We start from the raw sequence: 26,380 nt of genomic DNA on the forward strand, positions 1-26,380 counted from the left end.
CACTCCTTAACATAATTTGGCTTTATCGAGCTCTTCTTGTAATGCTCGTAGTCGTTTAAAATGCAGTCGTACGGTTTCCATATACGCTTCAAAGTAAGCCGTTTTGCCCGCTTTTTTCGCAGCAGACTTCATCCCTTTCCAAAGTCGAACCGCCTGTTTGTAATTCATGCGTGATTTCTGCTTAATTTCTTCCATTGCATAGTGATGGTAAAGCGGTAATGTAGCAGCAGGGTTTTCCGATAATACTTGTTTGAGCCCAATCGACTCCAAATACGAAATAGACGACGGGTAAAGCTGATGAAGGGCTACCCAGTCCGCGTAACGTCCCTTTTGTAATAAGTAGTCAGAATACGGTTGAATACCATACCTGCCGAATGCGCCGTAAAGCATCAGCTCTTCTGCCTCTGTGAGCTCTGTTGCTGCATATAAATCATTTAACGTATTTGTAAAGAGCTGGCGGTGATGTGGAGGCAATACTTCCTGAATATACTGTTTTAAATGTGGCAACATCGCTTTTAATAGAAGGGTAGCTGCTTGGTGATCGAATACATTGCGTGCAAAATGCACAAGGGCTTCATAAATATGAATAGATTTAGGTTGTATGTGTTGCAAACTTTGCTCAAGTGCTTTGTAATTTTTTAATACGATATAGAAAAGCAGATTAATGGCGTCGCGCGGGATATCCGCTGCTTGTTTCGTTTCTGCTAAGGCAGCTAGCTCTTGCTGTGCTCGTTTTTTGTCATTGAAGATCTTTTCCCAGCATACTAAATAAAAACTGATTCGCAGGTGCGGTAATCCTTCCCCTTGCAACAAGAGTGTGCGAACTTGTTGTTGCAACGCATCATAAAATGGATCCGTCGCAAAAAGTCTGGATTTACTGCTTAATTCATCGATAATATCGAGCGCATATTCGTAACGCCTATCCATCGCATATTGGAAGTAATCTGAATGCAGTGGTGAAGCTGTTGCGATAAAGTGAGACCAAATTTTATTTAATACTGCGAGTTCCATATAAAGCTTATAAATCGGTTGCCATTCTCGCTCAAGTGGCATATAGCGGCGCAATTTAGCGTGTGCATGATCAATAATCGATGTCACTAAATAACTTTCAATGCGGCGTCCAGCTGGGAGTAAGTGATTCATCACTTCCTCGCTCATTCGCTGCCAGCTTTCTGGTGTTCGCTCTGTTGCTAACTGGACGAATTGGACGGATTTTTTATTACGCCAGTTCGCGGCCCACTCTTGCACAGAGCCAAAGTACTGATACAAGCCGAGCAGTACACCTAGCTGGTGCCGGCACATTTTTTGTGGGCATGTACATTGTGTAGCCTGGTGGCGGAAATCAATCGTTACTTCCGCCGGGCGCACATCTTGCACGACCGTAAATAATTTGGACGATGCTGTGTTATAACGCTCAAATAATACGGACTTATTGCGCACTGAAAACACAGCACGACGCACGAGCTCCTCATCTTCAGCCGCAGAAGGATGCAACTCGCGCTCATATTTTTCTAACTCTCTATTAATAAAATCGACGTTATCCTGTGCAATGACAGGAATCGAAAGTCCCATAAAAAACCTCTCCTAAAAAAGTCGTTCCTTCTATTATAACGTGAATTGTTTCGAAGCGTAAATAAAGATGAAACGTTCCTTCTGAATTGGGGAGAAAAAGTAAATGGTTAAGTGAGCAAAACTTGTCTGTATCCGGGCGAACGGGAGACGCTGAGCGAGCAAAAACAAACCGCTACACCACAATCTACCTGCAAAATGGAGTTTGAATTCACTAAATTGTGGATATATTAGTACTATGTAATCCCATTAGTATTAGTCATATTTTTTCTAACGAGAAAACCTAATATGTGCAGGATGCTTTACATAAAATGAATAAATATACCTGTAAGTGTATTAGTTTTATTTTATTAATACACAGAATATTTTAACTATTAGGAGGGTGTGGACATTGATTACTGTTCAATTTATGAAACCGTTTTACACAAAAGTATCGGGAACGAAGCTACGCCTAGTGTTTGCGTATCAGTATTTTTCAATTATGAAAGACGATGAAATTTATCACTTCATTCCGATTGAAGGCAAAGAAATGACTGTTGATTTAAATACGATGCAGGTAGAAAACTTATCAGAAGTATTCGTGTTCCAGCGCGGCAATCGCTTTATCCGGTTACCATTGTATCAATTGCTACTCGTATCAAATGTAAATGAGCATTTAATGCCGATTCTCGAAGGCTCCGCTGTCGATGCGAAACCAGCAAAGGATGAAGTAGAGGAAATGGATGTGGAAATTTTAGGATTGATTCACTCACTTGAAGAGGAAAACCTTTCGCGTTTAATCGATGATGCATTAGCCGAGCGCAATGAAGCGTTATTTTATGATTTAATTATGCAGAAGGGAAAGTTAAACGGAGGATATGCAATGTGAGTAGATACGCCACTTAAAAGACACCGATGAAAAAATTTTTCTCGGTGTTTTTTTAGCCAAAAAAATTGTAAAATACATACTACAAAAAAACTATTATACTAAAATTAAGTTTGACTGTTTGATGCGATTAAATCAAAATAATATACTAGAAAATATTTGAAATTGGATAGTATTGTCAGTATAATTTGGGTAGGTTCATGTAAACACGATGAATCTTTCCTCAACCCATATTTTCCTCTTTTTGCTTAGGCAAAAGGAGGCCTTTTTATTATGCAACGCTCTTTATATTATTTTGGGCTGCATACGTTGCTAAAAAGACTTTCTTCCAATTGCAATCAATATCCTCATATTCAAAACGAGCTGAAAAACGTTGAATCTGGTGACTACGGTGAACAGTATGTTACCGAACTGCTCCAAACACAGTTTCAGCATCAAGTCACTGTGCTTTCAAATATTTTCATTGGTTCTTCGCAAATCGATTGTATTGTCCTTACACCTTATTTTTGTGTAGTACTAGAAGTAAAAAATATAAAAGGGCATATTGCTATTAGGAAAGCTCCGCGTCAAATGATTCGTGAAATTGATGAAAATAAAGATGTTTTCCAAAGTCCAGAAGTCCAGTTAGAACGAAGTGAAATCGAATTAAATCGCTTGTTTGCCAAGCATAAAATCGAACTCCCGATTTTTAGTGCAGTTTTGTTTCCATTCCATACGTCAATCATTCAAAATGAATCCAAACAATATCCCGTGCTTATGGGAAAAGAAGTGTTAAATTATATTCACTTGCTACCAAGTACAAAAATGTTCATAAATCCAGCAGAGGTAGCAAGTATATTACAAAAACAATCTGACCCATGGCACCGGTTTCCATTATGTGATTACTATAATATTAATCCTAGTTTTCTACAAACCGGTGTAGAATGCAGAAAGTGCGGAACCATCCCAATGCTAAGAACTAGGCGTACATGGAAATGTATGCGTTGCGGTGTCACAGGTCGTGTAGCCCATGTCCAAGCCATAAGGGAATACTATGTACTATTTTCAAATGTCATGACAAATCGAGAATGTGTAGCATTTTTGCATCTGCGAAACCGCCAAGAAGCAACAAGAATTTTAAAAAGTATCGGACTAGAAAGAGAAGGAGTCAAACGAAACAGTATTTATAAACTACAGCTATAAGCAAATGAGGAATAGGTTGAGGAACTACCGCTACAAATAAAGTAGCGGTTTTTTGTGTTTCATTAGGGTGATGTGTGAGCAAAACAAGCGTGTATCCGGTCAAAACCCCCGGGTGAACGAGCAAAACGTTGGACTATCCGAGCAAAAGCCCGAGTTATGCGGTCAAAAAGCAGCTGTGTGAGCAAAACAAGTGTGTATCCGGTCAAAACCCCCGGGTGAACGAGCAAAAGGCCGGGCTATCCGAGCAAAAGCCGAAGCTATCCGGTCAAAAAGCAGCTGTGCGAGCAAAATAAGCTGGTATCCGGTCAAAACCCCCGGGTGAACGAGCAAAAGGCCGAGCTATCCGAGCAAAAAGCTAGGCTATCCGGTCAAAACGTACTATCTGAGCAAAAATAAAATGCCTCAAACAATCAAACAATCTATAATAAAAATCATTTCCCACAGCCTAGACAAAGTTGTATACTATAAGGTAGTTCATTTTGAGCTGACGCTATAAAAGCTATGAAAAGTTTTAGGAACCAAACTACATTCCTAGACGTTTATAAAATAATATCTATTCTTTTTTTGAACTAGAAAGGAAGTCACATCATGACAAAATCAATCTGTGTCGTTGGGTTAGGGTATATTGGTCTTCCGACGGCAGTAATGTTTGCAAACCACGGTATCAAGGTGCACGGCGTTGACGTGAATCTAGCTGCTGTAAAAAGTATTCAAGAAAAACAATTACACATCGAGGAAACAGGCTTACAAGAGCGTTTAAATAAAGCGGTAGATGAAGGCTTTTTAACAGCTTCGACAACACCTCAAGAAGCAGATGTGTTCGTCGTAGCGGTACCATCACCGATTAATCCAGACAACACAGCGAATCTTGAGTATGTACGTCAAGCAACAGCTTCGATCGTACCTTATGTGAAACCAGGTAACCTTGTCATTTTAGAATCAACGGTACCGCCAAAGACAGTTGAAAACATTATGCTACCAGAATTAGTGAAATCAGGTCTAACAATCGGCGAGGAATTATTCGTATCGCATTCACCAGAGCGTGTGATTCCGGGCAAAGTATTTGAAGAGCTCGTAAACAATGACCGTATTGTTGGAGGTATTAATAAAAAGTCAGCAGAAATGACAAAGGAACTTTACGAAACATTCGTAGAAGGGACAATTCATTTAACAGATGCGACAACAGCGGAATTAGTAAAAGTAATGGAAAACACATACCGTGACGTGAACATTGCTTTTGCGAACGAGCTAGCGAAAATGGCAGACAAGCTGGGTGTTAACATTTGGGAAGCGATTAAATTTGCAAACTATCACCCTCGTGTGAATGTGCATCTTCCAGGCCCAGGTGTAGGTGGTCACTGTATCGCGGTCGATCCATGGTTCCTTGTTGAGCTTGGTGGTGAAGCAGCGCAAATTATTCACTTATCTCGTAACACGAACGACTCTATGCCAAGCTTCACAGCACAAAAAACGCAAAGTATTTTAAATAAGGCGGGCGTTGCAGATGCAACAGTTGCTGTACTTGGTCTTGCATTTAAAGGAAACATCGATGACATGCGCGAAAGTCCGTCGACAATTGTGATTGACGAGCTACAAAAGCTTGGGTTAAACGTGGTATCATTTGATCCACATATTAAAGAGAATAAACACGCGACACAGGTGCAAAGCTTAGAAGAAGCAACAAAGGACGCGGACATTTTACTATTCTTAACAGACCACAATGAATTTAAGACGATGGATGTTTCTTCTATTAAATCGAAGGGCAAAATCGTCTTTGACACGAAAAACTGCTTAGACCGCGGCGCTTGGGAAGCTGCAGGATTTGAGTTCAATCTGTTAGGCGACGCGAAAAACTAAAAAATGATAGGGGAGCAGTGTGCAAAGGCACGCTGCTTTTCTTTAGTGGATAAGTATAAAATTTAAGGAAATCCACATAAGAAAGGACATCATCTCGACCTATTTTGGTCGAGATGTGTCTTTCTAAGGGTAAGGGATTTTTAATCACCGATTAGAAATTGGTAAGTGAGCAAAACTAATGGGTATCCGAGCAAAACGGCCGCATATGCAGTCAAAAAAGCGCGGCTATCCGGTCAAAACCACCGCACAAACGAGCAAAACTTAAAAGCCAAGCAACAACCCCATCAATCAAAAGAAAGAAGGTCTATATAAATATGAAAGAAACCGTACTAGGTATCCAAGTGAATACCGAAAGCTATGATGAATTACTCCCGAAAGTATTTGAGCGAATCGAGACGAAGCACAAATCACTTATCGTGGCGATTAACCCTGAAAAAATCATTAAAGCGAAAGAAGATCCAGCGTTAAAAACGCTGCTGAATAATGCAGAATTCCAAATCCCAGATGGCATCGGGGTTATTTTGGCTTCGAAAATCCAAAAAGGGCATATTACATCGCGCGTGACAGGTGTGGATATGATGCTACGTCTTTGCGAGGAAGCAGCAAAACGTCAAAAACCAATCTTCCTATACGGTGGGAAGCCAGGTATTGCAGAAAAAGCAGCAGAAAAACTACAACAACTATACCCAGGCATTCAAATTGCGGGGACACAAGACGGCTATGAAAAGGACAACCAAAAGGTACTCGATACAATCAACGCAGTACAACCGGACCTATTATTTGTCGCGATGGGTTCGCCAAAGCAAGAAAATTGGATTAATGCGAATCGTGATCAACTTCACCCAACGATTTATCAAGGGGTAGGCGGCTCATTTGATGTATTAGCTGGTAATGTTAAACGTGCACCAGAAGCATTCCAAAAAGTTGGGATGGAATGGTTTTACCGTTTAATGAAAGAACCGCATCGTATCAAGCGTCAAGTCAAACTGCCACTTTTTTTATTAGAAGTAGCGAGAAACAAAAAAAGAAAGTAGTTTAAATAGGGAGAAAATTACACTTAAAAATATTTCTGTAATCTTTGTAATAATTCATTGTTCTTTTGTAAATGAAGTGTTACACTGTAAATAGTAATAAGATTTCCTCTTATTAGATATATATGTTATTTTTTCCCTGCAAGGAAAAGGTTGGTAGCCTGAAAAGAAGGTGTAAGCACTCTACTGCTTACACCTTCTTTTCTGTGGAAATGAAAACAATTTCCTGTGTCAGAAGGCGGAAAGATTTAGCTGTAGACAAGAAAAAGGCTTACGCTGTATTTGTCTTCGCATCGAAGTACAGAAGATAAATCGTTTGTAACCCAATTGAGTCGGAATAATTCTACATTATATATGTGAAGAGAAAAGTGGAGAAAGAATTGAATTAACAGCATGTCTAAATCATATATCATATGTTGGTGAGTATACTGCCAAAACTAAGTGTATCTTCGTTCATGTGCTATTGAAAAATTGAAAAAAATCATTTTGAAGTACTGGACCCTCAAAAGGCTAAGTGTCGACCATAACGACGCTTATAAAGTGACTATCATCCAAAAAGGGTGCTGGCATTCCTCAAATAATCCTATCCTAAATATAAAAAAAGTCTCAGCTCAATTATTAATTTAATATAAACTTTCGAACTATCATATAAGGAACTATACATACGAGTTGTGTGAGAGGGAGATTAGTTAGCCTCTTAACCGATTGTTAAAAGTTTAAATGATCAATATATTGATAGGGCATCACATAATAAAATAAAGTGAAACCTTTTAAAATAAGGTTTTTTGACATGTAAATGACTTAATTTCTATATAATACCCAAAAGTAACTAAAAAAATCCAAAAATGTATGTTATAATGAATTCGTCTGTTTGAATTATTCTTACTTCATAGGATAAAATTTAAAAATATGTAGTAAAATTGTACTTTCAGATGGAAAATATGTTTAATATTTAACATATTTTATGGTGTTTTATATAAAGGTTGTCGATAGTTTATAATACTTATAAGTATTAATATGTAAGTATTTACAAAAAACATTTGACATACCATTTATATACTAATAAACTTTAATTTGTAACTAGTCTATTCATGCACATTTTTAATGGATGACTAAACTAATTAGAATTTCAAGGAGGAAATTTTCAATGGCTAACCAACCAAAGAAATACAAAAAATTTGTAGCAACAGCTGCAACAGCTACATTAGTAGCAACAGCAATCGTTCCTGTAGCGTCAGCAGCAGGTTTCAGCGATATTTCAGCTGATTATGAATTCACGCCATATATTGATGGATTAGTAGAACAAGGAATTATCAGTGGATACGCATCAGATAACACATTCCGCCCAGACCAAGCTTTAACTCGTGCTCAAGTAGTTAAAATGTTAGGTCGTTGGTTAGAAGGTCAAGGCTATGAAGTACCAACTGACTGGAATGAAGTACAACGCTTCAGCGATGTTGCAATCGATGTAACATCTGCATCAGCAGTAGAATTAGCTAAATATGCTGCATTAGTTAAAGATGCTGGCGTATTTAACGGTGTTGCAGGTAAATTAAATGCAGACCAAAACATCACTCGTGAAAACATGGCGATTGTTTTAGATCGTATTTCTGAACAATTAACTGGCTACCCATTAACAGCAGCTGCTGAGTTAATCGAAGACGAAGCGGTAACAGACTTAGAAAAAGCAAATGCTGACTATCACGATGCTATCCAAGCTTTACGTGACTTAGGCATCTCTACAACTGCAAGCGGTGCGTTCAACCCTAAAGGTAACGTAACTCGTGGTCAATTTGCTAAGTTCCTATCAATCTCTATCGATACAGTAGAAGGTATTGCTAACGGCGATATTCCTGTTGTTGACGAAGAAGTAGGCGAAGTAGTTTTAAAATCAGCTAAAGCTTCGGGTGCTAAATTAGTAGAAGTAACTTTTGCTAATGCAGTAAATGAAGAAGAAGTTGCAATTTCTCTGAAAAAGGGTAACACAACTGTTGCTATTGAGAGCATCACTTGGAGCGATGACAAAAAAGTTGCTACATTAACTTTAAACGGAAAAGTTAGTGAAGGTGAATACACAGTAACTGTAAAAGCTGACGAAAAAGAACAAACTGCATCATTCAAAGCTGAAAATGAAAAAGCGGTATCAGTTGACTTCTTAAATGATAAAGCTGTATTAAATAAAGCTATTACTGAAGCTGGTGAAAAAGAGTTATATGTTGCTTACCGTGTACTAAATCAATATGGTGAAGACATCACTCGTACAAACTTAGGTAATGGATTTACATCTGTTACTTCTTCAATTGGAAGTGCTAGTATTTCTAAAGGTACTGTAACAGTTACAGTTCCAGCGGATTATAATCTACGTTTAGGAGATCAAGTAGCAGTTACTTTAGTTGATGCTTACCAAGGTTTAAGTGCATCAGGTATTTTTACAGTTTCAGATAAAGCAGCTGTAAACGAAATTAAATTTGGTGAAGTTTACAACAGCAAAGGTTATAAACTAGCACAAGATACTATTGGTAGAAACTACGGAACATATTATCTTCCATTTGAAGTAGTAGACCAATATGGTCAAGCAATTACAAAAGAAGATATTGTAGCTAATGAGTTATTACTTATTTCTTCAAATTCTTTAATTTTAAATGTTGCAACTGCGGATGTTACTACAATTGAAATCGATGGCAAAGAAACTCTTGCAGTTGCTTTAGATCTATCTGTTAATAAATTAGCTGGAACAGCACAAGTTACTGCTATTTCTAAAACTACAGGTAAATCTGGTGCTAAAGATATTGAAGTTGGAGTAGGTACGAAAGTTGATACTATCGTATTAGGTAATCCAGAAGGTACTCCAGCTGGTTTAAATGATATCAAAGTTCCAATTGAAGCATACGATAATCAAGGTAACCTAGTTACAAATATTAAGTTATTAGATCGAATGAATACAGATAACGCTCTAACAGGTTCTGTAGCTGTAACTGCTGATGGTAATGCTGTTGACTTTGAATTCATCGAAGAAGATGGGGAGTTCTTCTTAATATTTGAAGCTCCTAGTGTACCAGTTAATGGTTTAAAAGTAGCAGCTATTACTATTATTACACCAACGCAAAAAGTTGCTAACAAAACTATTCAAATTAAACCTAATGCACGTCCTACAGCAATCGTAGGTTTACATTCATCAGTATCAAATGCTTTATTAGCTGGTGGTACATTAGAAAACTTCTTCAATGCTGGAAGCTTTGAAGTAGAAGACCAATATGGCAATACAATCACTAATTCTCTATACACTATTAAAGCTTCTTTTGCAGCAGGTAGTGAAAATAAAGGATTTAGCTTTAAGGTAGATTCTTCATACGCAGGTGGGGACGTTACTACAAATGGTTCAGGAACAGTCACTTCTGTAGAAAATAACAAGTGGACGAAGGCTAGCGCTAAAGATGAAGCGAACTCATTTGAACTTGTAGCAGCAGGAGATGCAACTTCAGCAACAGTAGTATTCGAATTATTCGATGCAGCTGGTAATAAAGTTCTTAATGCTTTAGGTCAAGAAGTAAATACAAATCCGTCTATTGACATTAAATTCTCAGCGGTGGAGTTTGCTGATTTCAAATCGTTTGAAGTAGATTCTATTGGTACTGTATACTTCGATACAAAAGCTTTAACGCCAGCAACACCAGCAGATTATGAGAAAACATTAAGTGTTTACGGTATTACGGCTAACGGTAAAAAAGTTAAATTACCAAGCGCTTATTTCAAAGTAAAAGATGCAAAAAATGTGTCAGCTGACGAAGATGTTGATGGTAAAATCACAATCACTGGAAACGCAAAAGGTAAAATTGATTTAGATGCAAATACAGTACAACCAGAATCAATTGAAGGTTCAATTACTGTTGTTATTAATCAAAATGGTGAAGAAATTGTAATGCCGGTTACTGTTTCTGCAGCAACACCTAAAATCGGAACATTATCTATTCTAGATGCACGTGATAAAAAACGTACGTATATTGATGCTTACGATACGGTAGTATCTATTGATGATATTATTGAAAGTACTACTGTAAATGGAGATAAAGCATTCTACTTACAGGCTGAGGACCAATATGGTATTGAGTACGAAGGTAGTACTTTAGAAGGTAAAATTACTTCAATTACATTCACTGATTTGGATAGTGATGGAGCAGTAATTACAAATAACGGTAAAAAATCTGCTTCAATTAATAACTTTGAAATTGGTGACAGTGTAACTGCTAAGGTTACAGTAGAAGGTGGAGCGACTATTACGTTCCAAATTAAAGGTAAATCAGGTTATGAAGCTCCAACAGGCGGTGCGGTAACAAATCAAGCTGCTTTAGATACAGCATTACGCAATGGGATTACAACATTTGATCTATCTGCTTTCGCTGGTAATACAGTAAGTGTGAATTACACAGGTACAAAGCCATTAGTATTAGATGGCGGTAACTTCGATACAGTAACAGTTAACGCTCCAAATGCTACTGTAACATTTAACGGTACAGCACAAACTGTTAATATTACAGATGTTGATAGTAACAGCTTTGTAATTGGTGAAAACGGTGAAGTTAACGTTATCAATGTTGCTGACTCAAATGGTTTACGTATTCAAAATAAGTCATCTCACAAACCAGCAATTAACTTCACTGTAGGTACTACAGCGAAAATTGAAGGTAACTTTGGTGCGGTAACTGCAGAAGAAGGTGTAACAGTTACTTTAGACGCTACTGGTGCAACTGCTGGATCTACAGAAGGTAAATTTGTTGATAAAGATGGTAATGATGTAACAGTTGAAAAACCAGAAACACCAGCACCAACAGTAACTATAAATGCTACTACTGATACTGTAACGTTCACATTTGATACAACTGAAGGTGTTGAGGGTGTATTATTAACTTCTGGAGATGCAGCAACTATTGCTACTGGCGATGTAGCTACAGTTGATGGAGTTACTGTAACATTTGATTTAACTGGTATTAAGGAAGAGGATACTGACGGTGCTGTATATGAATTCACTATTGGTACGAAAAAATACCGTTTAGAGTTTGCAGAGGCGCTAACAGGAGAAGTCACTTTAACAGAAGTAACTGAATAAAATATATAGTTTTAAATAAAACTATTCCTATTTTTTGATAAGCCCTAAAAGTTAGAAAGGGTTAGTTCATTAGGTAACGTTTTAGGCATGAGTTCGATGTTGTATTGAGCTCATGCCTTTTTATTTTTTATTAATAAGGGTGTTTACATATTAAAAAACTAAAAAACGTAGCTGTCTTTTTTGAATTTAGGCTTACGAAGTACATAAGGACAACGACAGCAATGTATTTTGATAAATAAGCTTAAAGATATTGTAAAATATCATTGAAGTTAGCTGGTATTGATTAAACTAAAAGATTGAAAACTAGTGAATCCTTAGTATTTTTATTGTATAATGATTATGGTCTAAAATGTAAATCAAGGGAATGATTGAAGTGCAGTTAACAGAAAAAAACAGAAAGTACATATTATTAAGTATAGTTTGTTTAATTATAGTAGGCATTGTCATTGCCAAATTCATAGGGAAGAGTCAGGATCAACAATTTGCGAGCGAGGATGATTTATATGCTGTTACATATAGGCTTGTTTCAGAACAAAAATATACTGAAGCCACTCCATTTATAAGCGAGCTTCTTAAACTGCAGCCTAATTCGGAAGCTGCCAATTATCTAGGGTCTGTTGTCTATGCAAACAATGGAGATTATAAGCAAGCGGCTATTCTCATGCAAAAAGCTATGGATTTGAATCCGCATAACGTAGAAAAACCGATGTTTATGATTCAGTTTGGGGAAATATTACTTTTATCTGAACGATATGAAGATGCAAAGACTGTATTAACACGCTGTCAGGAATCTGGCTGGGCTCCAGAAGAAGATGCAACATATCAGCAACGTGTGCAAGAATTACTAGCCCATATTGAAACTATATAATAAGGAAGGAATACATAAATGAGTTCATTTTATAATGTAATTCTCAATGACGAAGAAGAAGATCTTCAGTCAAGAAGAAATGTGGATAAGTGGATTTTTAGGTTATTTTTATTGCTATTAGGTGTAATGCCTTTGATTGTTTTAGCCAGTACGGTAGAGGTAATAAGCCCTTTAATTTCAAATGCGAGTGTTCTACAATCTGGAATAAAAGGGGATTTATTTACACATTATAAGGCTTTATTTTTATTAGTAATCACAGTTATTGTTAGCGGTTTGTTCCTAGCGAAAATATTTTTTATGAATGGAACAATCTGTAAAACGTTTTTAAACTATGTGCTAGGTGCATTTGTCATTGCGATTGTCGTTTCTACGATTATGTCACCGAATATTACAATTGCTTTAAATGGTCAATATAATCGTTCAGAAGGGGCAATTAGTTGGCTTTGTTATATAGCGTTAATGTTTATTGCTATGAATATCAAATATCCGAAAAATGTAGTTCGTTCTATTATGTATGTGATGATGCCCTTTGTATATATCAACCTATACATAATTACAATGAACTTTTATGGTAAAGATTTATTGCAAAAAGAGTGGGTTCAGAAATTTGTATCGCTTGCTTTACCTCAAGGTGCGTCTATTGGTGAAGGGTCTATTTTAGTAGGAACACTCAACCAATGGAATTATATGAGTGGGATGTTTGCAATGATGACAGTAATGTACTTAGCTTGGGCCATTATGTCAAAGAAATGGGTTGAAATAATTGTAGGTGCCATTACAGCTAGTGCGTCAGTGGCTATTTTATTTATGTCGATATCAACAAGTGGGTTTTTAACAATTATTGTAGTGCTACCTGTTTTACTTTTAATAATTTTGAAAAATAGCGAAAAACGAATGAGTTTAATAGCATTAGGTGTTTTTATTGTAATAGTTACTCCGGTTTTTCATATTCTTTCAGAAAAAAATGACAGAGTTTGGTTAGAATCTTTTGGCTTCTTTATTGACTCTAATCCTTATTCTAAAGAAGAAGCAGAATCTGTTTCAACAAATCTTAATTTACAATTTAGCTTTACTGACAAGGTATACGCTAGTGAACAAATATTAGAATTACCAGTGTTACCTGAGAGATCATTAGCATTTGGTACAGGGCGTGGATATATTTGGAGTGAAACTTTAGAGTTAGTAAAGGAACGTCCTCTTATTGGCTATGGTAGTGATTCATTAGTGTATAATTTCCCCCATTATCAGCTTGAAAGTAGAGCAGGTATGTTAGATGAAAATACAATTGTTGATAAAACACATAATATTTATCTAGCAGTTCTATATGGAACAGGTATTTTAGGTTTTTTTGCATTAATAATTATAGTCGTTTGGAATGCAATTTTAGTGTTAGGAACAATTTTACGAAAAAATACTGAAAATAACTTAGTATTAATTTTAGGAATAGCGATGTTTGCTTATTCAGTTCAAGCATTATTTAATGATTCAATTCCAGCTATAACTACAATCGCATTTGTATTTATTGGAATAACACTTTCAAATTTCAATAAAAATGAGTTGGAAAAAGATAAATGATTTTTGGAATGAGGTAAGTACATTGGAATATAAATTCAGATTAATATCATTAATTTTAATAGATTCAATCATTGTATTATTTTCGATTTATTTATCTCATGTATTTTTAAATCCTTTTAGTGCACAAATAAATATATTTGTTTTTGCTAGTTCTATTGTCTTGTTAATAAGTCATCACATACTCTCATATACATATCACCTGTATATGAGGGTATGGAAATATGCTAATATAGATGAAATCATTGGTCTATGTAAAGTGATAACACTATCAGTAGTAATTACAGCTGTATTTCAAATAGTTGTTTTTCAAGATTTATATGAAAGAGCATTATTTTTAACGTTGATTCTCCATATTGTCTTATTATGTGGTGTAAGGCTTACATGGAGATATTTGCAATTGTTAAAGGAACAAAAAACAATAGTACATAATGGTATTAAAAGAAGAACCTTAATTTTAGGAGCAGGGAGTACAGGCAGATCGATTGTTGCTCATTTACAAGCGAAAAGTACAATTTTAAGTCCTGTAGTGTTTTTAGATGATAATCCTACTTTTAAAAACTTGGAATTGAATGGTATACCAGTTGTAGGTGGGTTACAAGAGCTAGAGAGTGTTATTGAACATTATCGTATTAACCATATTATAATCGCTATTCCATCATTAAAAGGGGATTCTTTAGGAGAGTTAATTGCACGAGCAAAACGATTTACTAATAATGTTCAAATATTACCTTCCTATGTAGATTTTGCAACAGGAGATTTACAATTCACAAAAATACGAGATGTTTCGATTGAAGATTTATTAGGTAGAGAACCTATTACTTTGAATAATGAATCAATCTTATTGAAAATAAAAGGTAAAAAGATTTTAGTTACTGGTGCTGGAGGGTCTATAGGATCTGAGTTATGTAGACAAATTATTAAATATGAACCAAGTGAACTCATTTTACTTGATCATAGTGAATATCACATTTATAAAATTTTAAGTGAACTAAGTCAAATATCAAATAGAACAAAAATTACAACAGAAATTATGAGTGTAGAGAATCGAAAACGAGTCACTATAATGATGGGAAATCATAAACCAGATACAGTTTTTCATGCTGCAGCGTACAAGCATGTTCCTTTGATGGAAGAAAATATTTACTCAGCGATAGCAACAAATATATTAGGGACAAAAAATATGGTCGATGCAGCTGATAATGCAAAAGTAAGTAGTTTTGTACTCATCTCTACAGACAAAGCAGTAAATCCTTCTAGTATAATGGGAATGACCAAGCGAATAGCTGAATTGGTTGTTAATGAAAAAAATAGTGTAAGTGATACTAAATACTCTTCTGTGCGATTTGGCAATGTATTGGGAAGTAGTGGTAGCGTTGTCCCCTTGTTTAAAAAGCAAATTAGCGAAGGTGGTCCCGTAACAGTAACACATCCTGAAATGACAAGATATTTTATGACGATTCCGGAAGCTGCGCAATTAGTTATTCAAGCTGCTAGTTTTTCTGTTGGTGGCGAGACCTTTGTATTAGATATGGGGCAACCAGTTAACATTACTGATTTAGCTAAGAAATTAATTAAATTGTCTGGCTTAAAAGAAAAAGACATTGAAATTCAATATACAGGAATACGTGATGGTGAAAAACTACACGAGGAGCTTTGTTATGAGTTTGAAGAAGCTTATCGAAAAGTTCATCCAAAAATTAATGCTTTCTATAATAATCAATATATAGAAAATATTGAATCAAAGTTAGATGGGTATTTATTATACGATGCTCGAAAGCTTACAAACCTGCTCACTATGATTTTGAGCAATATAGAGTCTTGTAAAAATGTAAGGATGGTAAAAAAATAGATGGGCTATTTAAAAAATTTATATCATGATAGAAATATAATAATGCAGCTAGCTAAAAATGATTTTAAAGTCAAATATTTAGGATCTTATTTAGGTGTTTTTTGGGCATTTGTTCATCCAATAACAATGATTTTAATTTATTGGTTTGTCTTCACGGTTGGTTTTAGAACAATGCCAATAGATAATGTTCCCTTTGTACTTTGGTTAATTGCAGGGATTATACCCTGGTTTTTTATTTCAGAAGCCACTTCAAGCGGTTCAAGTGCTATTTTAGATAATAGCTACTTGGTAAAAAAAGTGGTATTCAGAGTAAGTGTTCTTCCAATTATAAAAATTATATCTGCATTATTCATCCATATAATCTTTATACTTATCGCATTTGGAGTATTTCTTTTTTATAGTTATCCAATAACAATTTATCATTTACAAGTGTTATATTTTTTATTTGCATCAATTGCGTTAGTCTATGGTATTTCGTTAATTACATCATCTCTAATTGTATTTTCAAGAGATATTGGACAAATTGTTAGTGTGTTATTACAATTTGGATTTTGGTTAACACCTATTTTCTGGTCATTTGCTATAGTTCCATTTAATTTACAATTATTTTTTAAATTAAATCCTATCTATTACATTGTAGAAGGTTATCGAAATACATTTATTTATCAAAGATGGTTTTGGGAAGATCCTTTATTGACGATTTATTTTTGGGTTGTAACAATAATAATTATTGGTATTGGTACAATTCTATTTAAAAAGTTAAGACCACACTTTTCAGATGTGTTATAAGAGGAGAAAAAAATGACTATTTTAGATAAAAATGTTGTAATATCTGTAAATAAATTAAAAAAGGTCTATAAGTTATATAATAATCCAAAAGACCGCTTGAAAGAATCTTTGAGTTTAACCAGAAAAAAGTATCATAAGGAATTTCATGCCTTAAATAATATTTCTTTTGAAATAAAAAGAGGAGAAACTATCGGAGTAATAGGAAAGAATGGTTCAGGTAAGTCAACACTTTTGAAGATATTAACAGGTGTGCTTTCCCCAACAGAAGGTGAAGTTATTGTTAATGGAAAGATTGCAGCCCTATTAGAACTTGGGGCGGGTTTTAATCCAGATTATACGGGTATGGAAAATATTTATTTACAAGGTACTATTCTTGGATTTTCTCGTGAGCAAATGGCAAAAAAAATCCAAGATATTTTAATATTTGCAGAAATTGGTGATTATATTCAACAGCCTGTTAGAACATATTCTTCAGGTATGTTTGCACGTTTAGCATTTGCTGTAGCTATTAATGTAGAACCTGAAATTTTAATCGTTGATGAAGCATTAGCTGTTGGAGATGTAAGGTTTCAAGCAAAGTGTTTCAAGAAATTTGAGGATTTAAAAAGCCAAGGTGTGACGATTTTATTTGTTACGCATGATGTGTTTTCTGTTCGGAATATGTGTGATAGAGCAATTTGGATTAACCAAGGCGTGTTGTTATTAGAGGGTAATACGTCTTTAGTAACTGCAAAATATATGGAATATATGAATGGTGAAACACTTTCATTAGATACTGTATTAGAGAAAGATGATATTAGTGAAGAGGTTAGTCCTAGTAATAGAATTACAGAGTTCAATTATATTAACCGTTGGGGAAAAGAACAAGGCACTATTAAATACGTAGAAATTTATAATTCTAAAGGTAAACATGTAGATGTATTTGAAACAGGAGAACGTATTAAAATTGTATTAGGCTTTGAAGTCAGTACAAATATGAATTTGGAAACATTATCGGCCGCATTTTCAATTAAAAATAAATTAGGTTTAGATTTAATTGTTTCAACAACGAAAGATTACGAAAGTATGAAGTTTAAGCGGAATCATAATTTTTATGAAGTTTCATTTGATTTCCAATTAGCTTTAAATGCCGAGGAATATGTTCTGAATTTAGCGATTGAAGATCGTCAAAATAATTCCCCAGAGTATTACGACTATATAGAGGGGGCAGCGTATTTTAGAGTTGTTTCAGAAAATTATTTGTTTGGTATTTTTGTCCCGGAAATTGTACAAGAAATAATAGGAAAATAGAGGAACGACTTTATGGAAAATAAATTTGAAGTAAATAGTAAAGAATATTGGGATGTCAGATTCGCAAACGATTGGGAGTCAAATCGAGGGAGAGAACAAACTAAGTTTTTCGCAGACTTAGCTGTAAATCATTTACCGGATTGGCTTGTGAAAAATATTAATTCAAATCGATTTAATATTTGTGACGTGGGCTGTGCTGAGGGAGATGCAGTCCCAGTATTAAATAATAAATTTTATAAAAGTGATGTTTTAGGAATTGATTTCTCAGATGAAGCAATTGAAAAAGCTAAATTAAATTATTCAAATTATACATTTCATCAAGGTGCAGTAGAAACTCTTGAGGAAAACTATGATGTAATGTTTTGCTCAAATGTTTTAGAGCATTTTGTTAATCCATTCGGTATGCTAGAAAAGATGATGACTAAAACAGACAAACATTTAATCTTATTATTACCTTTCCAAGAATATGTACGAGTTAGTGAGCATTTCTTTACTTTTGATTATGAGCATTTTGAATTAAATCTAGACGATTTCAGATTAAGTTTTTATAAGGAAATTGATGGTTCAAAATTTGAACATAAATTGTGGCCTCTAAAACAAATTTTAGTAGTGTATACCAAAAAAGATTTATTTGATGAACTAGATTTAACTTTAGAAAGCTTAACTTCAACAGTTCCCATGTTGGAAAAAGAGTTAGAAGATACGAAAGAAGAATTAAGACTTACTAAAGAGCATTACGAAAAAGAATTAGAGGAATTCAGAGGACAATTAGAATTAGTGAAAAATAGAGCTTTAAAAATTGAACAAAACTATCAGAAACTTACAGGTGAATATAATGAAATGACTGTTGAAAAAGATGCTTTAGTGAGTGAAGTGAAGCGTGTAGAGTTATTAAATGATGTTCATTTTACAAAAATGAATAAGCATGCTGAAGAGTTAAATTCAATTTATAACTCTCGATTATGGAAGATTGCTAGACCTTACTATCATTTCAGAAGTAAGCGCAATATTCTTAACCGTATACTAAACTTTGCGCAGCGTCATGGCGTAAAAGAAACGATTAATGTTGCTTCACGAAAAGTAAATGACGAAACCATAAAAAAGGTAAGCACACAAAAGCATAGAAATGAACTTAAGCAGATTTTAGATCAGCATAAGGGAAAAGAGATTATTGTTTTCCCACCATTAGTTGATTGGAATATTCCTTTATATCAACGTCCACAGCACATAGCTTTAAATTTAGCAAATCAAGGCTATTTATATTTCTTCTGTACTGCCAATATGCAATATGAAAATATTGATGGTTTTGAAAAGTTAAGTGAGTCATGTTATTTAACTAATCGATTTGATTTACTACAAACTGAAATTAATTCAAAAATACTTCATTTATATTCGACAGATATGAATCCACATAAAGATTTAATTGACACAACGATTGCGAATGGCGACAAGATTTTATATGAATATATTGATGAAATTCATGAAGATTTATCAGGTCCTATCCCAAAAGAGGTTATGGACAAACATGAACGATTATTAAAGGATGAAGAAAACTGTATAGCTATTGGTTCTGCTGATAAGCTTTACAATGATATTTTAGAGTACCGTTCAAAAAACTTAGCGCTTGTTACAAATGGCGTGGAATATGAGCACTTCCATATTGAAAAAGACAAGTATGAAGTGCCAACAGAGATTATAGAATTAGTAAATAAAAACAAACCGATTATCGGTTACTTTGGTGCTTTTGCGACATGGTTTGATTACGAGTTAGTAACCAAGCTAGCCAAGGAAAGACCAGAATATGAAATTTTATTAATCGGTTGGAATTATGATAACTCGATTCAAAAATATGAGCTTGAGAAATACGACAATATTACTGTGGTAGGTCCCATTCAATACAAAGAGTTGCCCAAATATGCAATTCATTTCTCAGTCTCAACAATTCCTTTTAGGATTAACGATATTACGGAGTCCACTTCACCAATAAAGTTATTTGAATACATGGCATTAGGACACCCTATTGTTACTACGGACATGCCTGAATGTCGAAAGTATGATTCAGTTTTAATTGGTAAGGATCATACTAGATTTTTAGAAAAAGTAGATTTAGCGCTTACCTTAAGTAAGGATGAGCGGTATAATGCATTATTACAAAAAGATGCGCATGATAATACATGGAAGGCAAAAGCTGCAGATATTAAAAAGTTAATGCAATGTAATTTTGATTCAGCCATTATAAATTCAAATTAGACTTATTAACGAAAGAATTTAGTTAAGCAGCCTCTTAATGTTCAATTAATTAAACATTAGGTAGGTTGCTTCTACTATTTGTATGGTTTTAATATTAAATTTAAAATTCACTATTAGAGTGAATTTAAGTATTAAAGGGGAGGGAAATTTGAAGGGTTAAGGTATAACCCTTTAAAAGTTGAATGAGTAGAAAAATAATATTGTGTGTTCTCAGATTAATAGTACCATTTTTAGCAGTACTAATTGTAGAGTTACTACATAGAGGATCTTTAAATGAACTTAGAGAATGGAGTATAGAGAACCCGCATGTTTTCGTATATACAGGCTTTATTTTATTTGCATGTATGAATATATTGTCTGTTTTAATAAGGAATAACGGAATCTTGGTAATTATGAATATTTTTATTTTATCAATATTTATGCTCTTAGCGTATATTAGTCAAATTAAAATTGATTTGAGGGGTGAACCATTATCTATTTTAGATTATTCCTTAATTATGGAGGCATTTGGTGTAATTAATGGTTTTAAGATAAATTATTTTATTCCGGTTATTATAATAGTGATAATAATAACTAGTATTATATTGAGTGCTAAAAAAATAAAAGGCAGACAAGGTATAATTACAGGGAGTATTTATTCCGGTATTTCTTTATTTATTTTGATAATTGTTTATATAATAGATATAGAGGATTTTTCGAGGATAAATGTCTCAATTCCAGCAGATACTAGTTTTAACCATGAAAATAATGGATTTATCTTTGCAAGTGTAATAGACACGAAATTTTTATCTATCCCAGAACCGGACAATTATAGTAGTGATACGATTGAAAATATTATTCAGAAGATGGATGAATATGCTCAGCATATTAAAGAAACATCCGACGAGACTTTTGAAAATCCAAATATCATTTTTGTTATGAGTGAATCATTTTCAACGCCTAATAATTCAATGAATTTAGATACCAATAGGCAAGTAACACCTAACTTTAATTATTATGCTAAACAGGCTATTTCAGGCACAATTCAAGTACCTGGTGTTGGTGGTGGAACAGCTAATACAGAGTTTGAAGTATTAACAGGCTTTAGTAAAGACCATATATTAAATTATTCTGTACCGTATAATCCATATAATACATATATTAATAAAAATGTGAATTCATTAGCTTCAGAGTTTGCACAGCAAAATTATGAGACATTAGCAATACATTCTTATCATTCTTGGTTTTACAAAAGAGATAGTGTATATAAATATTTAGGATTTAAAAAGTTTTTACCCATAGAGTTTATGAATCAAGAAAATTTGGTGGGCAGATTTTTAGATGATGCTATTATTAATGATGAGATTATTCAGCAAATAAATAAAACACCCGAAAGAGACTTTATTTATGCGGTGACCATGGCATCGCATGGTCCGTATGATATAGATAATGGAGATGAGATTACAGTCTCCAATGAATTACCTGATAAATCGATAGTTGAAAATTATTTAAATGCTATCCATTTGTCTGATCAGAGATTAGGAGAGCTTATCCGCTATTTTGAAAAATACGATGAACCGACAATGATTATCTTCTTTGGAGATCATATTCCACCGTTAGGGCAAGAGTTTTATAAAAGTATTGGTTTAAGTATGGAAAGTAAAGATAGTAAGAAGGCACCTTTATTAATTTGGTCTAATTATGAAGAACAAGAAGTAAAAAAAGTATCAGTTAAAGCCAATCTATTAGGTGCATTTATTTTAGATGAAGTTAATTACTATGAAAATGATTATTTTACTTATTTAGGACAAGCTTTGAAAAAGTATAATAATAAAGATTATTTAGATGATTTATATAATTTGCAATATGATATTTTACATGGAAAACGTTATTTTTATAATACTAAAATAGAGTATATAAATAATCAATATACAATAGGTAACGAAGTAAAATTAGAGAATATGGCAGCTAAACAGTTTGATAACTTTACTATGTTGGAATTAGTTGGTGACAATTTCACTCCAACTGTCAAATTATCTATAGATAACGATAGATATCCTATTCAATTAGTTAATAGAAAAAAAGCATATGCATATATCCCGAATATAAAATTACAGAGTATAGATAATATTGGGTTAGTTGTAATTGATAGTAAAAATACAGTTATAAACATGTCTAATAGTTTAAAAGGTTCTCAGGTAACAATATATAAAGAAAAGTTGTTTCCTAACTGGTATAATGCCCATTTAAACGGGCAACAATATTGGGAAATTTTTGATGTAAAAAGTGATTATATTATTGTAAGGCTGGATTTGCCGAAATATTCTATAGAAGGGGAAAGACCTTACTTTATAATGAAGGATAATGAAAAGTTAGATGATAAGGATGCAGATTATATAGATAGAAGCTTATTAAGTGATATTTATGTTAATGGTTATTTATATTTATCTATTCCGAGAGATAAATCCTGGAGTAATCCAGATTTAGAGAGTATAAAAAAATATTTTGATAAAGAAAATTATATACTTTATACAGAATATTAATGAGAAGAATGTTAGTAATTGATCCTATAGGGAGACTATCAGATTTTCTCGCACTTAAGGTTTATATTCTTGCATTATTTATAGGTTCAGGAATTTATGTTTTATACAATTTAATCTATTTTAAGGATTCTGATTACATTTATAATAGTAAAATTTTTCGCTTTAAAAAAGTAGTAAATTTTTAGATTTATAAAGAATAATGGAGATTATAGCTAATGCAACAAAAAAGGGTTCTTCTAGCGCAAAATAGTGCATTTATTGCCAATCGATTACCAAGAGCTGCAATGGCATTAAAAGAAGCTGGATATGAAGTTGAAATATTAAATTGGAATCGTGGGGTAAATGCTGATATTATTGAAAAAGCTACTAAAGATTTTCATAAAGAAGGAATTATGGTCCATTCAATTTATTGTGGAAATACACCTTACGGTAAAGGGATAATTACTATTAAAAATAAATTACTATTTATATTAAAGGTAATTCGTTTTATATTGAAAAATGGTTATCAATATGAAACAGTACATGCAATTGATTTTGATTTAGGGTTTCCTATATATTTAGCTAAATTGATTAAACCTAGATTAAAATTCAAATTTATTTACGATATAGCTGATTTTGTTGAAACATTTCATAGCCCAATTCCCCAATTTATTCGAACAACAATTAAACGTTTGAGTGAACAAATTATGAAAAATTCGACGAGGATTATTATTCCAGATGAAAATAGATTGTGTAATATTCCGATGGAGTTACATAATAAAACAGCTATTATTAATAATAGTATTGCCCCACCTAAAGAAAAAGAGAATTATCCTATAAAGATTTCCAGTAATCAATTGAATGTATTTTATTATGGTGCCTTGAGTAAAGATCGAGGAATTGAATTGTTATTAAAGCAAAAAGGTATTTCAATATGGTTTGCTGGAAAAGGGGAGTTACAAAAAGATATTATTGATGCTGAAAGAAGAAATAATCATATTCATTATTTAGGTTACCTTAGTTTAGCCCAAATTCTATCTGTTGCTAATCAAATGGATATAATCTATATGGTTTATGACCCAAGCTATCAGCATAATCAAATTGCCTCACCCAATAAATTATATGAAGCACTTTACCTAGGAAAGCCCTGTATCGTATCAGAAAATACTTCTATTGACCTTTTTGTAGAAAAATATGATATTGGTTATGTTACTAAATTTGATGCATATAGTTTAAGCCAAGTGATAAATACGATTAAAATGGATGATTTAAATCAAAAAGGAAATAATGCAAAGGCTACATATCCACAATTTAGTTGGGATCATTCAAAAAGAAATTTAATAGAAATCTATAATTCTATTAATAAATAAGGTGATAAAATGATTCAGCCATTAGTTACTATTATTACACCATCGTATAATAGTAAGAGATTTATTTTAGAGACGATTGATTCTGTTAGAAATCAAACATATCAAAATTTTGAACTAATAATAGTAGATGATTGCTCCAAAGATGATTCTTGGGAATACATACAAAAATGTACTTCTAATGATTCTAGGATTCGAATTTTTAAATTGGAGAAAAATTCTGGTGCTGCAATGGCTAGAAATTATGGGATTGAGCAAGCTAAAGGAAAATACTTAGCTTTTTTAGATAGTGACGATTTATGGTACCCAAATAAATTGGAAAAGCAAGTGAATTTTATGGAAATAAATAACTATTATTTTTCATTTACAAATTATGAGATGATGGATGAGCAAGGGAACTTATTAAATAGAAAAGTAATTTGTCCGCCATCAATTAATTACCATCAATTATTGAGAAATACCACAATCGGTTGTTTAACTGTCATGTTAAATATTGAGAAGCTAGGACCAATACAAATGCCCAATCTTCAGCCAGAAGATACTGCATTATGGCTGAAAATTTTAAGAAATAATGAAACAGCATATTGTTTACAAGAAACACTAGCTAAATATAGAGTTGTTGGTAACTCAGCTTCAAGTAATAAGTTAAAAGTGGCAAAAAAAATGTGGATAGTTTATCGGAAATCAGAAGGTATATCAACTTTTAAAACGTCTTGGTATTTTACTAGATACGCAATTAATGCTGTAAAAAAACATTATTTATAAATTAAAAAAACCAACTTTAACGAAGTTGGTTTTTTCTGTTTTATATGTAATAATCTAAATAAAGTATAAATTGATGGAGAGAACAATGAAAGTATTAATTACAGGAGAAAATGGCTATATTTCTGGACAATTATACGATTATTTAAATTCTAAAAATAATGGTTTCCAAGTAATAAAAAAGAGCGTTCGATCTAATATTGAGAACATAGATTTAAATGGTATTGAAACTGTAGTACATTTAGCTGGTTTAGTTCATAAAAAAAAGGGTTATCCAGACAGAGAGTATATACAAGTGAACTGTGAACTAACTAAAAATTTAGCACTTTCAGCAAAAAAACAGGGGGTAAAACAATTTATTTTTTTTAGTACTATGGCTGTTTATGGTTTTCAAAAGGGGGAAATCACCTCTTTTACAGCTACAAATCCGGAAACTGTTTATGGGAAAAGTAAATTACTTGCAGAGAAAGAATTAGAACGTATAGCAAGTGAAGATTTTAAAGTAGCAATAGTTCGTCCTCCAATGGTATATGGTCCTAATTGTCCCGGTAACTATAAACTGTTAAGTGATTTTATTAAAGTAGCACCCATTTTCCCATATATAGATAATAAGAGAAGTATGATTTTTATAGGTAATTTAAATGTATTTATAGAAGAGGTTATGATTAATAGAGATTCGGGGGTTTTTCATATTCAAGATCCGAATTTTGTTAGTACAACTAACATGGTAAAAAATATAGCGAATATTAACAATCTAAATATTAGGATATCAAAAAGATTGGGGATAATTTTATCAAAAATATTAAAAAATAATAAATTATACTTAAAGGTTTTCGGAGATTTATTCTATTCGACAGATTTAACGATTTATAATGAAAATACATATCAAAAGTATGATTTTAATAATTCAATAAATATTTCTGAAAAGAAGGTAAGTATGTATGACTAGTATGAAACGATTACTTGATATTATTATTAGTTTTATTGCTTTATGTATATGCATTTTACCAATGATCTGTATTGCTGTTGCTATTAAATTGACATCGAAGGGTCCAATTTTGTTTAAACAAAAAAGAGTTGGAGTTAATGAGACTTACTTTCAAATATATAAGTTTAGGACTATGTATATAAATACGCCTAATGTTTCAACAGAATCTTTAGGTGATCCAGGTAAATATATAACTAGCCTAGGGAAATTTCTAAGAAAAACTAGTTTAGATGAATTGCCACAACTTTTGAATATATTAAGAGGAGATATGGCAATAGTTGGCCCAAGACCTGCACTATACAATCAGTATGAATTAATTGAAAGTCGTGAAAAGTTAGGCGTTAATTCAATTCGCCCAGGTTTAACAGGTTATGCTCAAATTATGGGGAGAGATTTTATTTCAGACAATCAAAAAGTAGAATATGATTATTATTATTTAAAAAATAAAAGTCTTTTATTTGATTTGAAAATTATGTGGCAGACTGTTTTTAGTGTAGCCAAAGCTGATGGTGTGAAGGTGAAATAGCTTTATT

The 26,380-nt window shown here is 33.1% G+C and carries 17 protein-coding genes; 16 read left to right on the forward strand and 1 reads right to left on the reverse strand.

Going from position 1 to position 26,380, the window contains the following annotated elements; translation table 11 throughout:
- Nucleotides 1–6: 6 nt before the first annotated feature.
- A complete protein-coding gene (locus ACQQ2I_RS03085; protein WP_431029096.1) occupies nucleotides 7–1,572 on the reverse strand; it encodes a hypothetical protein in 1,566 nt (521 codons plus the stop codon).
- 388 nt (nucleotides 1,573–1,960) lie between these two features.
- Between ACQQ2I_RS03085 and ACQQ2I_RS03090 the strand changes: the two genes are divergently transcribed.
- From ACQQ2I_RS03090 to ACQQ2I_RS03165, 16 genes are all read left to right on the forward strand, one after another.
- On the forward strand, nucleotides 1,961–2,437 hold the full coding sequence (locus tag ACQQ2I_RS03090; protein ID WP_431029097.1) for an IDEAL domain-containing protein: 477 nt from the start codon (nucleotides 1,961–1,963) through the stop codon (nucleotides 2,435–2,437).
- A gap of 270 nt (nucleotides 2,438–2,707) precedes the next feature.
- A complete protein-coding gene (locus ACQQ2I_RS03095; RefSeq protein WP_431029098.1) occupies nucleotides 2,708–3,616 on the forward strand; it encodes a nuclease-related domain-containing protein in 909 nt (302 codons plus the stop codon).
- 588 nt (nucleotides 3,617–4,204) lie between these two features.
- Nucleotides 4,205–5,473 carry a nucleotide sugar dehydrogenase gene (locus tag ACQQ2I_RS03100; protein ID WP_431029099.1) on the forward strand — a complete coding sequence of 423 codons (1,269 nt, stop codon included), beginning with the start codon at nucleotides 4,205–4,207 and terminating at the stop codon, nucleotides 5,471–5,473.
- 314 nt (nucleotides 5,474–5,787) lie between these two features.
- Nucleotides 5,788–6,507 carry a WecB/TagA/CpsF family glycosyltransferase gene (locus tag ACQQ2I_RS03105; RefSeq protein ID WP_431029100.1) on the forward strand — a complete coding sequence of 240 codons (720 nt, stop codon included), beginning with the start codon at nucleotides 5,788–5,790 and terminating at the stop codon, nucleotides 6,505–6,507.
- Nucleotides 6,508–7,651: 1,144 nt separating this feature from the next.
- Nucleotides 7,652–11,608, forward strand: coding sequence for an S-layer homology domain-containing protein (locus ACQQ2I_RS03110; protein ID WP_431029101.1), 3,957 nt, complete (start codon nucleotides 7,652–7,654; stop codon nucleotides 11,606–11,608).
- A gap of 373 nt (nucleotides 11,609–11,981) precedes the next feature.
- Nucleotides 11,982–12,476, forward strand: a complete 495-nt coding sequence (locus ACQQ2I_RS03115; protein ID WP_431029102.1) for a tetratricopeptide repeat protein — start codon at nucleotides 11,982–11,984, stop codon at nucleotides 12,474–12,476.
- Nucleotides 12,477–12,494: 18 nt separating this feature from the next.
- A complete protein-coding gene (locus tag ACQQ2I_RS03120; protein ID WP_431029103.1) occupies nucleotides 12,495–14,051 on the forward strand; it encodes an O-antigen ligase family protein in 1,557 nt (518 codons plus the stop codon).
- A gap of 22 nt (nucleotides 14,052–14,073) precedes the next feature.
- Nucleotides 14,074–15,900, forward strand: coding sequence for a polysaccharide biosynthesis protein (locus tag ACQQ2I_RS03125; protein ID WP_431029104.1), 1,827 nt, complete (start codon nucleotides 14,074–14,076; stop codon nucleotides 15,898–15,900).
- Entirely contained in the window at nucleotides 15,901–16,689 is a 789-nt protein-coding gene (locus ACQQ2I_RS03130; RefSeq protein WP_431029106.1) for an ABC transporter permease, read from the forward strand.
- Nucleotides 16,690–16,701: 12 nt separating this feature from the next.
- Nucleotides 16,702–17,979, forward strand: coding sequence for an ABC transporter ATP-binding protein (locus ACQQ2I_RS03135; RefSeq protein ID WP_431029109.1), 1,278 nt, complete (start codon nucleotides 16,702–16,704; stop codon nucleotides 17,977–17,979).
- Between the two features lie 12 nt (nucleotides 17,980–17,991).
- Nucleotides 17,992–20,229: a methyltransferase domain-containing protein gene (locus ACQQ2I_RS03140; RefSeq protein ID WP_431029110.1), complete on the forward strand. Its 2,238-nt coding sequence runs from the start codon at nucleotides 17,992–17,994 to the stop codon at nucleotides 20,227–20,229.
- A 392-nt stretch (nucleotides 20,230–20,621) separates the two neighbouring features.
- A complete protein-coding gene (locus ACQQ2I_RS03145) occupies nucleotides 20,622–22,751 on the forward strand; it encodes an LTA synthase family protein (RefSeq protein ID WP_431030435.1) in 2,130 nt (709 codons plus the stop codon).
- A 215-nt stretch (nucleotides 22,752–22,966) separates the two neighbouring features.
- Nucleotides 22,967–24,100 (forward strand): glycosyltransferase, encoded by a 1,134-nt coding sequence (locus ACQQ2I_RS03150; RefSeq protein ID WP_431029112.1) that lies wholly within the window; start codon nucleotides 22,967–22,969, stop codon nucleotides 24,098–24,100.
- A 9-nt stretch (nucleotides 24,101–24,109) separates the two neighbouring features.
- Nucleotides 24,110–24,862 carry a glycosyltransferase family 2 protein gene (locus ACQQ2I_RS03155; RefSeq protein WP_431029113.1) on the forward strand — a complete coding sequence of 251 codons (753 nt, stop codon included), beginning with the start codon at nucleotides 24,110–24,112 and terminating at the stop codon, nucleotides 24,860–24,862.
- 85 nt (nucleotides 24,863–24,947) lie between these two features.
- On the forward strand, nucleotides 24,948–25,808 hold the full coding sequence (locus tag ACQQ2I_RS03160; RefSeq protein WP_431029116.1) for an NAD-dependent epimerase/dehydratase family protein: 861 nt from the start codon (nucleotides 24,948–24,950) through the stop codon (nucleotides 25,806–25,808).
- A gap of 1 nt (nucleotide 25,809) precedes the next feature.
- Nucleotides 25,810–26,373 carry a sugar transferase gene (locus tag ACQQ2I_RS03165; protein ID WP_431030436.1) on the forward strand — a complete coding sequence of 188 codons (564 nt, stop codon included), beginning with the start codon at nucleotides 25,810–25,812 and terminating at the stop codon, nucleotides 26,371–26,373.
- The last annotated feature ends 7 nt before the right edge of the window (nucleotides 26,374–26,380 follow it).

Origin of the sequence: Lysinibacillus sp. LZ02, from assembly GCF_050613145.1 — a bacterium.
Taxonomy (GTDB): Bacteria; Bacillota; Bacilli; order Bacillales_A; family Planococcaceae; genus Lysinibacillus_B.

Excerpts from the sequence above, each read along its gene's own strand:
- ACQQ2I_RS03165 (WP_431030436.1), top strand. The coding sequence starts at position 25,810 with ATGAAACGATTACTTGATATTATTATTAGTTTTATTGCTTTATGTATA.
- ACQQ2I_RS03110 (WP_431029101.1), top strand. The coding sequence starts at position 7,652 with ATGGCTAACCAACCAAAGAAATACAAAAAATTTGTAGCAACAGCTGCA.
- ACQQ2I_RS03160 (WP_431029116.1), top strand. The coding sequence starts at position 24,948 with ATGAAAGTATTAATTACAGGAGAAAATGGCTATATTTCTGGACAATTA.
- ACQQ2I_RS03145 (WP_431030435.1), top strand. The coding sequence starts at position 20,622 with ATGAATATTTTTATTTTATCAATATTTATGCTCTTAGCGTATATTAGT.
- ACQQ2I_RS03135 (WP_431029109.1), top strand. The coding sequence starts at position 16,702 with ATGACTATTTTAGATAAAAATGTTGTAATATCTGTAAATAAATTAAAA.
- ACQQ2I_RS03085 (WP_431029096.1), bottom strand. The coding sequence starts at position 1,572 with ATGGGACTTTCGATTCCTGTCATTGCACAGGATAACGTCGATTTTATT.
- ACQQ2I_RS03120 (WP_431029103.1), top strand. The coding sequence starts at position 12,495 with ATGAGTTCATTTTATAATGTAATTCTCAATGACGAAGAAGAAGATCTT.
- ACQQ2I_RS03155 (WP_431029113.1), top strand. The coding sequence starts at position 24,110 with ATGATTCAGCCATTAGTTACTATTATTACACCATCGTATAATAGTAAG.
- ACQQ2I_RS03105 (WP_431029100.1), top strand. The coding sequence starts at position 5,788 with ATGAAAGAAACCGTACTAGGTATCCAAGTGAATACCGAAAGCTATGAT.
- ACQQ2I_RS03130 (WP_431029106.1), top strand. The coding sequence starts at position 15,901 with ATGGGCTATTTAAAAAATTTATATCATGATAGAAATATAATAATGCAG.
- ACQQ2I_RS03100 (WP_431029099.1), top strand. The coding sequence starts at position 4,205 with ATGACAAAATCAATCTGTGTCGTTGGGTTAGGGTATATTGGTCTTCCG.
- ACQQ2I_RS03140 (WP_431029110.1), top strand. The coding sequence starts at position 17,992 with ATGGAAAATAAATTTGAAGTAAATAGTAAAGAATATTGGGATGTCAGA.
- ACQQ2I_RS03150 (WP_431029112.1), top strand. The coding sequence starts at position 22,967 with ATGCAACAAAAAAGGGTTCTTCTAGCGCAAAATAGTGCATTTATTGCC.
- ACQQ2I_RS03095 (WP_431029098.1), top strand. The coding sequence starts at position 2,708 with ATGCAACGCTCTTTATATTATTTTGGGCTGCATACGTTGCTAAAAAGA.